Genomic DNA, 14,220 nt, shown 5'->3' on the forward strand with positions numbered 1-14,220 from the left:
AGTGTGAACGTCATTTTGCCGTACTAGTCCAAACTTCTGCTTGATTCGGGCAAAAGTTCCGCTACGGTGGGCGCATGGTTGTGACCGGCCTCACCGATGAGGCGCCCTTGGTGCGCATGCGCGGCATCGGCAAGCAGTTCCTCGGCAACGCGGTGTTGCGCGATGTCGACCTCGACCTGCGCCCCGGCGAGGTGCACGCGCTCGTCGGCGAGAACGGCGCGGGCAAGTCGACCCTGATGAAGATCCTCGCCGGAGTGCACCGGCCCGATGCAGGTTCGGTCGAGTTGGGCGGGTCGGAGGTCGCCTTCGGGTCACCGCGGGAGGCGCAGGCGGCGGGGATCTCGATCGTCCACCAGGAGTTCAACCTGCTCGGCGACCGCACGGTCGCGGAGAACGTCTACCTCGGCCGCGAACCCGTTCGGCGTGGTCAGGTCGACCGCAGGCGCATGGAGGCCGACACCGCCGAGCTCCTGGACGGGCTGGGGGAGCGCGGCATCTCGCCCCGCACGCCCGTCCGGAGGCTCGCGGTGGCGCAGCGCCAGGTGGTGGAGATCGTCAAGGCGCTGTCGACGGACGCTCGCGTGCTCGCGATGGACGAGCCCACCGCCGCGCTCGCCGACCACGAGGTCGAGCTGCTCTACGGTCTCGTGAAACGCCTGCGGGAGAGGGGAATCGCGATCCTCTACGTCTCGCACCGGCTGCGCGAGGTGTTCGACCTCAGCCAGCGCATCACGGTGCTCAAGGACGGCGAGCTGGTCACCTCGAAGGCCACGGCGGAGCTCACGCCCGACCAGTTGGTGCGGCACATGGTGGGCCGTCCGCTCGACGCGCTCTTTCCCGACCGGGCCGCCGAGCCGGAGACCGGCGCTGTCCGGCTCGCCGTGCGCGGCGGCGGCAACGCGCGCCTCGCCGGCATCGACCTGGAGTTGCGAGCGGGCGAGATCGTCGGGCTCGCCGGGCTGCAGGGCGCCGGGCGTTCCGCGGTGGCGCGCGCGATCTGCGGTGTGGACCCGTTCACCACGGGAACGCTGGAGCTGGATGGCAGGCCGGTGACCATCGGCTCGCCCCGCGCGGCGATCCGGCACGGCATCGCGTTCGTCACCGAGGATCGCAAGGGCGATGGCCTGGCGCTGCGGCAGTCGGTGCGGGACAACGCACTGCTGGTGCGCAGGGCGGCGTTCGGCAGGGCCCGGGGGCTCGGCGCGCTCGACCTCGCCGCGCTGCTGCGCTCGGTGACGCTCGTGGCGCGCGGTCCCGACCAGGAGGTGCGCTACCTCTCCGGCGGCAACCAGCAGAAGGTGGTGCTCGCCAAGTGGCTCGCCGTCGAACCGCACGTGCTCGTGGTGGACGAGCCCACGCGCGGCATCGACGTCGGCGCCAAGAAGGCCGTGTACGACCTGCTGCGCGGTCTCGCGCGCGGCGGCGTGGCGATCCTGATGATCTCCTCGGAGCTGCCCGAGCTGATCGGCATGAGCGACCGCGTGCTCGTGATGCACGAGGGTCGCCTCGCCGGTGAGCTGCCCGCGGGCCCGAGCGAGGAGGCCGTGATGACCCTGGCCACCGGGCACGCAACGGTGGAGGCCGCATGAGCCAGGATTGGCGGGGCGCGCTCGTGCAGGCCGACCGGGTGCGGGTGTCCCGCAGGGCACTGGAGGCCGCATGATGGCGGCCGCTCCCGCCGTGGCCACGCGTCCGGCGCAACGCCTTTCGCGCGTCCTGCAACCCACCGTCGTCGTCTACCTCGCTCTGGTGCTGCTGCTCATCGCGGGCAGCATCCTCGTCGGGGTGCGGGGTGGGGTCCTGCTCGACCAGGGCGGGATCCTCAACATCCTCACGCGCAGCACCGCACTGGGGCTGGTCGCGATCGGACAGACGATGGTGATCCTCACCGGCAAGCTGGATCTGTCGGTGGCGTACCTGATCGGCCTTTGTTCGCTGATCGGCGCCGAAACGATGGCGGGCGATCCGGGGATGATCGTGCCCGCCGTGCTGCTGACCCTCGCGTGCGCTGCCGGGGTGGGGCTCGTCAACGGGCTGGTGATCACCAAGCTCAAGGTGAACGCGTTCATCGCCACGCTTGGCACCGCGCTCGTCATCCGCGGTTACCTGGAAAGCGCTTACTCCGGTCCGGCGGGCGAGGTGCCTCGCGCCTTCCAGCACCTCGGTTACGCGCGGATCGGGCCGATCCCGGTGTCGGCACTGCTGATGGTCGCGCTCGCCGCCCTCGCGTGGTGGTATCTCATGCGTACCAAGGGCGGATACCACGTCTACGCCGTGGGCGGGGACGAGGAGGTCGCGCGGTTCTCCGGCATCCGCACCGACCGGACGATCATCAAGGTCCATGTGCTGTGCGCCGTCGCGGCGGGCCTGGCGGGGCTCTTCCTCGCCAGCAGGCTCGGCTCCGGGGCGCCGTGGGTGGGCGTGGACGCGGGCTACGACCTCGAGTCGATCGCCGCCGTGGTGCTGGGTGGCACGCTGCTCGCGGGCGGCCGCGGCGGTGTCGCGGGCACGATCGGCGGCGTTCTGATCCTGGCCACGCTCGACACGATCTTCGACGACCTCGGCGTCACGCCGTTCTTCAAGGACGTCGTCCGCGGCGCCGTGCTGATCATCGCGGTGGCCCTCTACGCGCGGAGGCGGGGTGTGCTGCGATGACAGAGACACTGCCCACGAGCCGGAAGTCCCGGCGCGTCCGGCTCGCCGACGGCACCGGCCCCGTGCTCGCGGTGCTTGCCGTGCTGCTCGTCGCGCTCGCGTTCGCAGGCCCCGCCTACAGCGAGCCCGCCGGCTACCTCGCTCTGCTCAAGCGAGCCGCACCGCTGATGATCCTCGCGATCGGGCAGTACTTCGTGATCGTCAGCGGTGGCTTCGACCTTTCGGTCGGTTCGCTGGTCACCGCCGAGGTGGTGATCGCGGCGCGGCTGATCGACGGCGACGAGGGCGCGACGGTGTGGGTGATCCCGCTGCTGCTCGTCACCGGTGCGCTCGTCGGCCTGGTCAACGGGCTGATCACCACGCGGCTGCTCGTGCCCTCGTTCATCGTGACGCTGGGGATGCTGCTCGTGCTCGACGGCGCGGTGTTCCTGTGGACCGGCGGCTCGCCGCGCGGCGCGCTGTCGGAGGCCTTCCGCGTGGTGGGCCGCGAAGGGTTCGAGGTGCCCCTGCTCGGAGCCGTCCCGTGGTCGGTGCTGCTGCTCGCCGCACTCGTGGTGGCGGCGGTGCTGTTCATGCGGGGCGGCACCGGACGCATGCTCGTCGCGATCGGGGACAACGAGACCTCGGTGCGGCTCGGCGGTGGCCGGGTGGAGCGGCTGCGCACGCTCGCCTTCGTGCTCTCCGGCGTCTCCGCCGCGATCGCCGCGATCCTGCTCGGCGGGTTCGCCGGGGTCTCGGCACAGGTCGGCGACGGCCTTGAGTTCCGCGTCATCACCGCCGTGGTGCTCGGCGGTGTGGTGCTCGGCGGAGGGCGCGGCTCCGTGGTCGCGGCCATGGCTGGCGCGCTCACCCTCGAAGCACTGTTCTCCCTGCTCAACCTGCTCGGCGTCGCGGGCGGCCTCGAATCGGCCGTGCAAGGCGTGATCATCATCGCCGCCGTGGCCTACGCCTCGGTCGGCCGGATTCCTTTCCGGACAAGGAGGTCCACATGAAAAGGGCTTGCACGGTGGTGCTGGCCGCGGGTGCGCTGATCCTCTCGGCGTGTTCCAGCGACCTGCCCGCCGACCCCGGTGCGGCACCGTCGCAGGCGCCGGGGGAGAGCACGGGCCAGTCGGAGTTCTTCGACCAGGCCGAGTACGAACGCCAGCTCGCGCTGCGGGACGCCACCCCGGAGGGGCCCGCCGACAGGCCGTGGGAGCAGGCGCTCGAACCGGAGATGGTGGACACCGCCCAGTACAGAAAGGACGGTCCCTACGAGATCTGCTTCTCCAACGCCTCCGTGGACAACCCGTGGCGGCAGGTGGGCTACAAGACGATGCAGGCCGAGGCGGACCTGCACGACGAGATCGCGCAGTTCCGCGTGCTCGACGCGGAGGCCAAGGACGACAAGCAGATCAGCGACATCGCCTCACTCACCTCGCAGGACTGCGACGCGCTGATCGTCTCGCCCAACACCACCGCGACACTGACACCCGCGGTCGAGTCGGCGTGCGACAGCGGGATCCCCGTGATCGTGTTCGACCGCGGCGTGAACACCGACTGCCCGGTGACGTTCATCCACCCGATCGGCGGCTACGCCTTCGGGGCCACGGCGGCGGAGTTCCTGTCCGAGCAGGTCGGTGAGGGCGGCAAGGTGCTCGGCCTGCGCGTGCTGCCCGGCGTTGACGTGCTGGAGCACCGCTGGGCGGCCGCCGAGCGCGAGTTCGCCGACAGCGGCGTCCAGGTCGTCGGCGCGGAGTTCACCGAGAACGACAGCGCGACCGCCAAGAGCATCGTTTCGGACTACCTCCAGCGAGAGGGCCAGATCGACGGGATCTGGATGGACGACGGCACCGCCGCCGTCGCAGTGCTGGAGGCCTTCGAGGACGCCGGAATGGAGCCGCCCGCGATCTCGGGTGAGGACCAGCAGCAGTTCCTGCAGAAGTGGAAGGACGAGGGCCTCACGGCGCTCGCGCCGACGTACCCGACCTACCAGTGGCGGACCCCGGTGATCGCGGCGCTGAAGATCCTGCGAGGCGAGCAGGTGCCCAGTGAGTGGATCCTGCCGCAGCCGGTGATCGACGACTCGAACCTCGACCGGTACCTCACCGCCGGCATGCCGCCCCTGCACTACGGCCTGTGCGGTTGCCAGGAGATGCCGGGGTTCCCGCAGCGGTGGCAGTGACCATGACGATGCACGCACTGGGCGTCAACACATGGGTGTGGACCTCGCCGCTGACTGACGAGTCGCTGTCGGTGCTCGCGCCCAAGGTCGCGGAGGCCGGGTTCGACGTGCTGGAGCTGCCCGTCGAGAACCTCGGTGACTGGAAGCCCGCCGAGGCCGCCACGTTGCTGGCGGACCTCGGGCTCGGGGCCGCGGTGGCGCTCGTGATGCCACCGGGCCGCGAGCTGGTGCGCGCCGACGCCGCGACGGTCGCGGCAACGCAGGACTACCTGCGCGCGTGCGTGGACATCGCTGCCGAGGTCGGTGCGCCCGCCCTGTGCGGGCCCGCCTACGCCTCCGTGGGGCGCACGTGGCGGATGACCGACCACGAGCGGGCCGAATGCCTCGCGCAGCTGCGTGACAACCTCGCGCCCGTCGCCGAGCACGCGGCCGCTGTGGGCGTGGTGCTGGGCGTCGAGCCGCTCAACCGCTACGAGACGAGCCTGCTCAACACCGTCTCGCAGACCCTCGAAGCCGTCGAGGGCCTGCCCTCGTGCGGTGTCGCGCTGGATTTCTACCACCAGAACATCGAGGAGACCGACATCCCGGCGGCGATCAGAGGTGCCGCAGGGCGCATCGCCCACGTGCAGGTGTGCGGCAACGACCGGGGAACGCCGGGGCGCGACCACTTCGACTGGCCCACCCTGCTGGGCGCGCTCGACGACGCGGGTTACGACGGGCCGCTGTGCATCGAGTCGTTCACCGCGCACAACCAGAGCATCGCCACCGCCGCCTCGATCTGGCGGCCGCTGGCGCCGAGCCAGGACGCGCTGGCCTTCGACGGCCTGGCGTTCCTGAGGGAGGTGGTAGCGCGGCAGTCCTGAGTTGTCTCGACGGCGCCGGCACGCCGTGTCTTCTTCCCTTTCCCCATACGTGAGGAATCCATGAGCAGACGCACGAGGCTCTTGCCACGGGTCGGCGCTGTGATGATCGGCGCGCTCGTCGCCGCGGGGCTCGCCCCCGCGGTGGCGGCGCAGGCGCAGGAACCCGAGTTCAACGCACTGTTGTTCACCAAGACCGCAGGCTACCGGCACGACTCCATCCCCGCGGGCGTCGCGATGTTCGAACAGCTCGCCGCGGAGCACGACTTCACCATCGAGCACACGGAGGACTCCAGCGTCTTCAACGACGCCACGCTCGCCGAGTACGACGTGGTGATCATGTTCCAGACCTCGGGCATGGTCTGGGAGAACGACGCGCAACGCGAGGCCATCCAGACCTATGTGGACAACGGCGGCGGCATCGCCGCGATCCACAACGCCACGGACATGGGCATCGAGAGCGAATTCCCGTGGTGGGACGACCTGGTGAACGCGGGCGCGCACATGCCATCGCACTCGCCGGGCGTGCTGCAGGGCACCGCCTATGTCGCCGACGAGCAGCATCCGTCGACCGCGGGACTCCCGGAGCGCTGGGAGCGCGCGGAGGAGTGGTACAACTTCGACCAGAGCATCCGCGGCAAGGCGCACGTGCTGGTGAGCGCCGACGAGTCGACCTACAACCCGGGCCCCGACGCCATGGGCGCCGACCATCCGATCTCGTGGTGCCGCGACGTGGGCACCGCCCGCGTGTGGGCCACGGCCATGGGTCACCCGACCGCCGCCTACAGCGAGCCCGAGTTCGTCCAGCACGTCCTTGGCGGCGTGCGCACGGCCGCCGGTGTCGTGGCGGCCGACTGTGCGGCCACAGTGGACACCGCGTTCGAGAAGGTGCCGCTCGACACCAACACGAGCGCGCCGACGGCGCTGGACGTCACGCCGGACGGGAAGGTGTTCTACACCGAGATCCTCGGCCAGGTGCGGGTCTACGACCCCGCCACCGGCGCGGTGACGACGGCGCTGGACCTGCCCGTGTACTCGGGCGGGGAGGACGGGCTCGTCGGGCTCACCTTCGACCCCGCCTTCGCCGACAACGGCTGGGTCTACCTGTACTACTCGCCGCCGGGCACCGAGGAGCTCAACCGGGTCTCGCGGTTCACGGTGCAGGGCACCACGATCGACCCCGCGTCCGAGGTGAAGGTGCTCGACATCCCCGCGTCACGCCGGTCGGAACCCGGCCACACGGGCGGCTACCTGACGTTCGGCCCGAACGGGAACCTCTACATCGGCGTCGGCGACGACACCAACCCGTTCGAGTCCAGCGGGTACACGCCGATCGACGAGCGGGACGGCCGCGACCTGTTCGACGCGCAGAAGACGTCGGCCAACACCAACGACCTGCGCGGCAAGATCCTGCGGATCCACCCGGAGCCCGAGGGCGGCTACACGATCCCCGAGGGCAACCTCTTCGCGCCGGGCACGGAGCTGACCAGGCCCGAGATCTACGCGATGGGCTTCCGCAACGCGTTCCGGTTCACCGTCGACACCGACGGCACGGTCTACGCCGCGGACTACGGTCCCGACTCCAGCACGGCCAACCCCGACCGGGGTCCCGACGGCAAGGTGGAGTGGAACATCATCCGCGAGCCGGGCAACTACGGCTGGCCGTACTGCATCGGCAACAACATCCCGTACAACGACTACGACTTCGCCACCGGCACGTCCGGCGAGAAGTTCGACTGCGCCAATCCCGTCAACGACTCGCCGAACAACACCGGCCTGACCGAGCTGCCGCCGTCGCAGGAGGCGGAGGTCTGGTACGGCTACGGAGCGTCCGCGGAGTTCCCGGACATGGGCACCGGCGGCTCCGCCCCGATGGCGGGTCCGGTGTACCGCTTCGACCCGAACCTCGAGTCGGAGGTCAAGTTCCCCGAGTACTACGACGGCAAGGCGTTCTTCTACGAGTGGGCGCGGAACAAGATCTTCACGTTCGCGCTCGACGATCAGGGTTCGTTGCTCGACATCGACCCGTGGCTCACCAGTCAGCAGACGCTCGCCCCGATGGACATGCGGTTCGGTCCGGACGGCGCGATGTACCTGCTGGAGTGGGGCGGCGGCTACGGCCGCGACAACCCCGACTCGGGGCTGTACCGCATCGAGCACACGCAGGGCAACCGCAGGCCGGTGGCCGAGGCCACGGCGTCGCCGGAGTCCGGGCAGCCGCCGCTGGAGATCACGTTCTCCAGTGAGGGATCGCACGACCCCGAGGGCACCGACGTGACCTACGGGTGGGACTTCGGCGACGGCGCGACGTCGACCGAGGCCAACCCGGTGCACACCTATACCACCAAGGGGCAGTACAACGTCCAGCTGACGGTGACCGACGAGACCGGCAAGGCCGGGGTCACCAACCTGACGGTGACCGTGGGCAACACGGCGCCTACTGTGGAGCTGGCGGCCCCGGCACACGGCGGGTTCTTCGAGTTCGGCGACCACGTGCCGTTCGACGTGGACGTCACCGACCCCGAGGACGGCGAGATCGACTGCGCCGACGTGGTGGTACAGCCCGCACTGGGCCACGACGCGCACGCCCACCCGCTCGACCCGGTCAACGCCTGTGAGGGCACGCTCGAGACCATTGTGGACGATGGGCACGCCGGCGCGAACATCTACTACTCCATCGACGCGAGCTACACCGACCGCGGAGCCGACGGCGTACCCGCGCTGACCGGCCGCGACACGGTGCTGCTGCAGCCCAAGCACAAGCAGGGCGAGTACTTCACGCGCTCGTCGGGCATCCGCGTCGTGTCGCAGGAGGGCGCGGAGAACGGCAAGCGCATCGGCGACATCAACGACGGCGACTGGATCTCGTTCGACCCGGTTAACCTCACCGGCATCGACGCGGTCTCGCTGCGGGTGTCGGCGCCCGACGGCGCGGGCGGTTCCGTGGAGCTGCGCTCAGGCGCGGTCGACGGGCCGCTGGTCGCCACGGTGGAAGTGCCGAGCACGGGCGGCTGGGACAACTACGTCTCGCTGCCCGGGGTCCCGGTGACCGATCCGGGTGGCACGGCGGAGCTGTTCCTCGTGTTCCGCGGTGCGGCGGCGAGCCCGTTCGACCTCGACTCGATGACGGTGGTCGGCGACGGCATCGCGGTGCCGGCCGACGAGCAGCCGCCGTCGGTCGCGGTGTCCGGGATCGAGGACGGCGCGTCCTACGGCGACTCGAAGGACCTCACCGTGGGCTGGGAGGCCACCGACGAGGGCTCGGGGGTCGCGACGAGCGGGGCCACGCTCGATGGGCAGCCCGTGGAGAACGGCGCCGTGCTGCCGCTGCACACCCTGGCGCTGGGCGAGCACGAGCTGGTGGTCACGGCCACCGACAACGCGGGCAACGTCACGGAGAAGTCGGTGTCGTTCACGGTGACCACGTCCACGAAGGACCTGCGGGCGCTCGTCACGCGGTTCACCGACGAGGGCCGGATCGACCGGCAGGCCGCGTTCGTTCTGCACACGCAGCTCGGCACGGCTGAGCTGCTCTACGCGTGGGGCAGGCCGCGGGCGGCGGCGCAGGCGCTCGAGGTCTTCATCGCGACGGCAGAGCGCAAGGTGTCCGACGCGCAGGTGAAGGCAGTGCTGGTCCGGGATGCCGAGTCGCTGATCCAGCGGTGGCGCGGCTGATGGGATCGGTGAAGACGCGGGGGCGGTTGCCGGGCCGCCCCGCGCACGGACCGGAGCCGGGACGGGTGCGCCCGTCCCGGCTCCGGCCCCGGGCCGTCGCCGGGCTGCTGGCCGGTGTGCTGCTCGCCGTGGCGGCGGTGCTTGTGCTGCCGTTCGGTGGCTCCGAGGAGGCCGCACAGGACCGCGTGGCGGAGCTGGAAGCCCAGGAGCGGCAGCGCGACGCCGGGCTGACGAGGGAACTGGTGACCACGGCCGAGCGGGCCCGCGCCGAGGTGACGCCGGTGCTCGACGGTCTGGAGCAGGCCACCGGGTCCGGCTCCGCCACCGCGGAGGATGTCTCGCGCTGGCGGCGGGCCGTGCTGGCGGCGGCGGAGCCGTTCGAGGAGCGGCCGTCCGGCGGGACGGAGGTCAACCTGGCGAGGTCCGGCTTCGCCGGGGCCGTCACCGTGGCCGGCCGGGCCGTGGAGACCTACGCGGCGTCACTCGAGGCGTCGGGTGAGCTGGCCGTCCGGCTGCGGGCGCTGGCGGGGGAGTTGCACCACGACGCCGTCGTGGCGTGGTCGGTGGCGGCGACCCAGCTCGACGTCGCGGGCGTCGCCAGCGGCATCGGCCACGTGCACGTCTTCCTCGACGGCACCGATCCCCACGGCGGCTGACGACCGCGGCGAAGGCCACCATCACTGCGCCCACCCGTCTCCCATCACCACCCAAACGGAGACGCTGCGCGCGCTGTGTTGATCCAACGCAGTGATGGTGGCCTTCACCGCAGCTGGGCCACCACGTCTTCCAGGCCGCGCATGGCGACCGCGATGCCGCGTTCGGCGGCGGGGACCAGTGCCTCGACGGGATCGCCGCGGTCGAGGCACGCGCGCGCCGCGGCGTGCATCCCGCCCACCAGCGCTCCCACCGCGGCCGCCGCCGTGACCAGGTCCAGTTGCCGGGGATACGCCTCGTGCAGCACCGTCGCCAGCCTGCGTTCCAGCTCCCACAACAGCGACAGCAGCCGGGACCGCAGCTCCGGCACGCTCATGATCAGCCGGGCCTGTGTGGCGTTCGGCTCCAGCCCGGGCCCGTCGCCCGTGCCGATCCACGCGAGCACGCATTCGGCCGTGCGATGCAGCGCTTCGGCCGGCCCCGTCGCCCGCACCTGCTCGGCGAGCACGCGCTCCATCTCGTCGATGCGCTGGCGCCGGTGGGCGAAGAGGACGTCCTCTTTGCCGGAGAAGTAGTTGAACAGCGTCTTGGTGGACACGCCCGCCTCTGCGGCGATCTCGGCCACGGTCGTGCTCTGGTAGCCCTTCTCCAGGAACAGCCGCGTGGCGGCCTCGGACAGCGCCGCGCGCGTCTGCTGCTTCTTGCGCTCCCGCAGGCCCTCTCCGGTCACCGGCTCACTCTAACCGGCGATCCATATTTACATCGATTGTAAAATGCCACTGATAGGTGTTTGATAGTTACTGTCATATTGCCGTTCGAAGGGGTCCGAACATGGCCGCCGTCCTGCCCACCCGCCGCGACAACCCGTTCGATCCACCACCCGACCTCGCCGACGAGGAGCGCCCGCTGCGCAGGCTCGCCTTCCCGGACGGGCACACCGGCTGGCTCGTCACCGGTTACGCGCTGGCCCGCGCCGTGCTCGCCGACGTGCGGTTCAGCAGCCGGCTCGAACTGCGCCGCCAGGTCGTTCGCCGGACCGAGACCGACGAGATCCGGCCGGGCAAACCCGCACCCCCTGGGTTCTTCATCGCGATGGACCCGCCCGACCACACGCGCTACCGCCGCCTGCTCACCGGCCAGTTCACGGTGCGCCGGATGAACCAGCTGCGCCCGCGTGTCGAGCAGATCGTCGACGAGCATCTCGACGCGATGGAGCGGACCGGACCGCCGACCGACCTCGTGTCCGCGTTCGCCCTGCCCATCCCGTCGCTGGTCATCTGCGAGCTGCTCGGCGTGCCCTACGCCGACCGCCAGCGGTTCCAGCACGACAGCGCGGTACTGCTGAGCCTCGACGCGACCGTCGAGGACGCCAACGCGGCGCTGGCCTCGCTCACGGGCTACCTCGCCGGGCTCGTCGAGCGCAAGCGCGGGGAACCGGCCGACGACCTGCTGAGCGGGTTGATCGAGGGCGGCGAGCTCACCGGTGACGAGCTCGTCGGCATCGCGATGCTGCTGCTGATCGCGGGCCACGAGACGACGGCGAACATGCTCGGCCTCGGCACGTTCGCCCTGCTGACCCATCCCGACCAGGCCGACGACCTGCGTTCGGGACGCGTGGACGAGGACAAGGCGGTGGAGGAGCTGCTGCGCTGGCTGTCGGTGATCCAGTTCGGCACCACGCGCACCGCGGCCGAGGACGTCGAGCTCGGCGGGGAGGTGATCAGGGCGGGGGAGTCGGTCGCGATCTCGGTGCCCGCCGCCAACCGGGACCCGGAGCGCTTCGCCGAGCCCGGCAGCCTCGACCTCGGAGCCGACGCGCACGGGCACCTCGCGTTCGGGCACGGCGTGCACCAGTGTCTCGGCCAGCAGCTGGCCCGCATCGAGATGCGCGTGGCCTACGGGGCCCTGTTCCGGCGGTTCCCCGCGCTGCGGCTGGCAGTGCCGCCGCAGGAGGTGCCCCTGCGCGACGACATGTCCATCTACGGGGTGCACAGCCTCCCGGTGGAGTGGTAGGCAGGAACAGTGATCGAAGCCGACCGCGACATCTGCATCGGCGCCGGGATGTGCGCGCTCACCGCGCCCGAGGTGTTCGACCAGGACGACGACGGGCTCGTCGTGACGCTCACCGACGAGCCGGGACCCGAGTCGACCGACGCCGTCAAGGAGGCCGTCCAGCTGTGCCCGTCGGGGGCGCTGCGGCTCGCCGGTAGCTGAGCGGGACCACCGAGGGCTACGTCCGGGCGCACCGGCCCGGACGTAGACTCGGCTGACCAGCCGAACCAGCAGGGAGTTGCGCGTGTCGTCCGACGACCAGGGGTTTCCGCCCGAGCTCACCGAGGGGGACAACTTCATCGCCGGTCCGTTGCCGGACGAGCCGGAGCCGCCGGCCATCGACGAGGCCGCGATCGAGCAGGAGGCCCGCCGCGAGCTGCTGGCCGTCGAGGCCGAGCTGAACCAGCGCTGGCCCGAGAGCAAGATCGCGCCGTCGCTCACCCGCATCACGACGCTGCTCAACCTGCTCGGCGACCCGCAGACGACGTACCCGGTGATCCACGTCGCCGGCACCAACGGCAAGAGCTCGACCGCCCGCATGATCGAGGCGCTGCTCACGCGCATGGGGCTGCGCGTAGGCCGGTACACCAGCCCGCACCTGCAGCTCGTCACCGAGCGCATCAGCATCGACGGTGCTCCCATCTCGGCCGAGAAGTACGTCGCCACCTACCGCGACATCGCGCCGTTCGTGAGCATGGTCGACCGCGGCGCCGGCCCCGACGACCCGCTGATGAGCAAGTTCGAGGTCCTCACCGCGATGGCGTTCGCCGCGTTCGCCGACGCCCCGGTGGAGGTCGCCGTGCTGGAGACCGGCCTCGGCGGCACCTGGGACGCCACCAACGTCGCCGACGGGCAGGTCGCGGTGATCACCCCGATCGGTATCGACCACGTCGAGTACCTCGGCGGCGACCGGACGAGCATCGCGGGGGAGAAGGCCGGGATCATCAAGCAGGGCAGCGTCGCGGTGCTCGCCGAGCAGGAGCCCGACGCCGAGCGCGTCCTGCTGGAGCGCACCGTCGAGGTCGACGCCACCGTCGCCAGGGCGGGCAGCGAGTTCGGCGTCCTCGCGCGCGATGTCGCCGTCGGCGGGCAGCTGCTGCGCCTGCAGGGGCTCGGTGGCGTGTACGAGGAGGTGTTCCTGCCGCTGCACGGCGAGCACCAGGCCAAGAACGCCGCGCTGGCGCTGGCGAGCGTCGAGGCCTTCTTCGGCGCGGGCAAGGACCGGCAACTGGTGCCCGACGCGGTGCGGGAGGCGTTCGCCGAGGTGCAGACACCCGGCAGGCTCGAGCGCGTCAGGGCCGCACCGGCCGTGCTGCTCGACGCCGCCCACAACCCGCACGGCGCCGCTGCGCTCGCCAGAACCATCGACGAGGAGTTCGCCTTCCGCAGGCTCGCCGCCGTGGTCGGCGTGCTGCGCGACAAGGACGTGCGCGGGATCCTGGAGGCGCTGGAGCCCGCGGTGTCCGAGATCGTGGTGACCCGCAACAACTCCGAACGCGCGATGCCGGTGGAGGAGCTCGCCGAGCTGGCCCGGCTGGTGTTCGGCGAGGAGCGGGTGACGGCCGAGCCCGTGCTCGGCACCGCGATCGAGACCGCCATCGGGCTCGTCGAGCAGACCGACGATCCCGAGGAACCCCTTGCCGGGGGCGGAGTCCTGGTCACCGGCTCGGTGGTCACCGTCGGCGAGGCACGTACGTTGTTCGGCAGGGAGCCGGTATGAGCGAGCAACCCGAGGAGACCCCGAAGCCGCCCGCGAAGGACCCGATGAAGGGCTTCCGCGGCGTGCAGGCCGGGACGCTGATCCTGGAGGCGATCGTGGTGGCGCTCGCGCTGCCCGTCGTCGCGACGCTCGGCAGCGGCATCACCAGCTTCCAGGGCTGGGCGGTCATCGCGATCGCCGTGGCGCTGGTGGCGTGCTGCGGGTTCCTGCGCAAGCCGTGGACGATCTGGGTGATCCTGGCGCTCAACGTCGCGCTCATCGCGTTCGTCGTGTCGATGGTGGCGGTGGCCGTGATCGGCGTGCTGTTCCTCGCCGTGTGGCTGTGGTTGATGTGGCTGCGCCGCGACGTCGCCATCCGCATGGCCCAGGGCCGCCTGCCGAGCCAACAGGTCTGATAGGCGGCGGCTGACCATCCCGCTGCGGGACACCACGCTGATTCC

Annotated in this window: 12 protein-coding genes; 11 read left to right on the plus strand and 1 reads right to left on the minus strand. The window is 71.0% G+C overall.

From position 1 onward, the window contains the following. Nucleotides 1-74: 74 nt before the first annotated feature. From FCN18_RS24060 to FCN18_RS24090, 7 genes are all read left to right on the plus strand, one after another. Nucleotides 75-1,589, plus strand: a complete 1,515-nt coding sequence (locus tag FCN18_RS24060; RefSeq protein WP_113641503.1) for a sugar ABC transporter ATP-binding protein — start codon at nt 75-77, stop codon at nt 1,587-1,589. 73 nt (nt 1,590-1,662) lie between these two features. Next, the gene (locus FCN18_RS24065) at nt 1,663-2,655 is read left to right on the plus strand and encodes an ABC transporter permease (protein WP_369973560.1); all 993 of its coding nucleotides are present in this window, start codon (nt 1,663-1,665) and stop codon (nt 2,653-2,655) included. Next, on the plus strand, nt 2,652-3,647 hold the full coding sequence (locus FCN18_RS24070) for an ABC transporter permease (protein WP_112275568.1): 996 nt from the start codon (nt 2,652-2,654) through the stop codon (nt 3,645-3,647). Before FCN18_RS24065 ends, FCN18_RS24070 begins: the two co-directional genes overlap by 4 nt. Beyond that, nucleotides 3,644-4,819 (plus strand): substrate-binding domain-containing protein, encoded by a 1,176-nt coding sequence (locus FCN18_RS24075; protein WP_137096134.1) that lies wholly within the window; start codon nt 3,644-3,646, stop codon nt 4,817-4,819. Before FCN18_RS24070 ends, FCN18_RS24075 begins: the two co-directional genes overlap by 4 nt. A gap of 8 nt (nt 4,820-4,827) precedes the next feature. Further along, nucleotides 4,828-5,682 carry a sugar phosphate isomerase/epimerase family protein gene (locus FCN18_RS24080; protein WP_112275801.1) on the plus strand — a complete coding sequence of 285 codons (855 nt, stop codon included), beginning with the start codon at nt 4,828-4,830 and terminating at the stop codon, nt 5,680-5,682. Nucleotides 5,683-5,742: 60 nt separating this feature from the next. Further along, a complete protein-coding gene (locus FCN18_RS24085; protein WP_137096135.1) occupies nt 5,743-9,354 on the plus strand; it encodes a ThuA domain-containing protein in 3,612 nt (1,203 codons plus the stop codon). Continuing rightward, nucleotides 9,354-10,010 (plus strand): hypothetical protein, encoded by a 657-nt coding sequence (locus FCN18_RS24090; protein ID WP_137096136.1) that lies wholly within the window; start codon nt 9,354-9,356, stop codon nt 10,008-10,010. The genes FCN18_RS24085 and FCN18_RS24090 overlap by 1 nt, the downstream gene beginning before the upstream one ends. Before the next feature lie 104 nt (nt 10,011-10,114). On the opposite strand, the gene FCN18_RS24095 is transcribed toward FCN18_RS24090, so the two are convergent. Further along, on the minus strand, nt 10,115-10,738 hold the full coding sequence (locus FCN18_RS24095) for a TetR/AcrR family transcriptional regulator (RefSeq protein WP_137096137.1): 624 nt from the start codon (nt 10,736-10,738) through the stop codon (nt 10,115-10,117). A 101-nt stretch (nt 10,739-10,839) separates the two neighbouring features. Between FCN18_RS24095 and FCN18_RS24100 the strand changes: the two genes are divergently transcribed. The 4 genes from FCN18_RS24100 (at nt 10,840) to FCN18_RS24115 (ending at nt 14,175) form a co-directional block, all read left to right on the plus strand. Further along, complete coding sequence (locus FCN18_RS24100; RefSeq protein WP_137096138.1) at nt 10,840-12,021, plus strand: cytochrome P450; 1,182 nt, start codon at nt 10,840-10,842, stop codon at nt 12,019-12,021. A gap of 9 nt (nt 12,022-12,030) precedes the next feature. Continuing rightward, on the plus strand, nt 12,031-12,222 hold the full coding sequence (locus FCN18_RS24105) for a ferredoxin (protein WP_112275580.1): 192 nt from the start codon (nt 12,031-12,033) through the stop codon (nt 12,220-12,222). A gap of 82 nt (nt 12,223-12,304) precedes the next feature. Next, nucleotides 12,305-13,780: a bifunctional tetrahydrofolate synthase/dihydrofolate synthase gene (folC, locus tag FCN18_RS24110; protein ID WP_137096139.1), complete on the plus strand. Its 1,476-nt coding sequence runs from the start codon at nt 12,305-12,307 to the stop codon at nt 13,778-13,780. Beyond that, complete coding sequence (locus FCN18_RS24115) at nt 13,777-14,175, plus strand: DUF4233 domain-containing protein (RefSeq protein ID WP_112275584.1); 399 nt, start codon at nt 13,777-13,779, stop codon at nt 14,173-14,175. Before folC ends, FCN18_RS24115 begins: the two co-directional genes overlap by 4 nt. Nucleotides 14,176-14,220: the final 45 nt, after the last annotated feature.

It is taken from the genome of Prauserella endophytica (genome assembly GCF_005146945.1).
GTDB lineage: Bacteria > Actinomycetota > Actinomycetes > Mycobacteriales > Pseudonocardiaceae > Prauserella_A > Prauserella_A endophytica.

What these genes read in the sequence shown, in the direction of transcription:
- FCN18_RS24065 (WP_369973560.1), top strand. Translation starts at nt 1,663, where the DNA reads ATGGCGGCCGCTCCCGCCGTGGCCACGCGTCCGGCGCAACGCCTTTCG.
- FCN18_RS24080 (WP_112275801.1), top strand. Translation starts at nt 4,828, where the DNA reads ATGCACGCACTGGGCGTCAACACATGGGTGTGGACCTCGCCGCTGACT.
- FCN18_RS24070 (WP_112275568.1), top strand. Translation starts at nt 2,652, where the DNA reads ATGACAGAGACACTGCCCACGAGCCGGAAGTCCCGGCGCGTCCGGCTC.
- FCN18_RS24115 (WP_112275584.1), top strand. Translation starts at nt 13,777, where the DNA reads ATGAGCGAGCAACCCGAGGAGACCCCGAAGCCGCCCGCGAAGGACCCG.
- FCN18_RS24090 (WP_137096136.1), top strand. Translation starts at nt 9,354, where the DNA reads ATGGGATCGGTGAAGACGCGGGGGCGGTTGCCGGGCCGCCCCGCGCAC.
- FCN18_RS24060 (WP_113641503.1), top strand. Translation starts at nt 75, where the DNA reads ATGGTTGTGACCGGCCTCACCGATGAGGCGCCCTTGGTGCGCATGCGC.
- FCN18_RS24100 (WP_137096138.1), top strand. Translation starts at nt 10,840, where the DNA reads ATGGCCGCCGTCCTGCCCACCCGCCGCGACAACCCGTTCGATCCACCA.
- FCN18_RS24075 (WP_137096134.1), top strand. Translation starts at nt 3,644, where the DNA reads ATGAAAAGGGCTTGCACGGTGGTGCTGGCCGCGGGTGCGCTGATCCTC.
- FCN18_RS24085 (WP_137096135.1), top strand. Translation starts at nt 5,743, where the DNA reads ATGAGCAGACGCACGAGGCTCTTGCCACGGGTCGGCGCTGTGATGATC.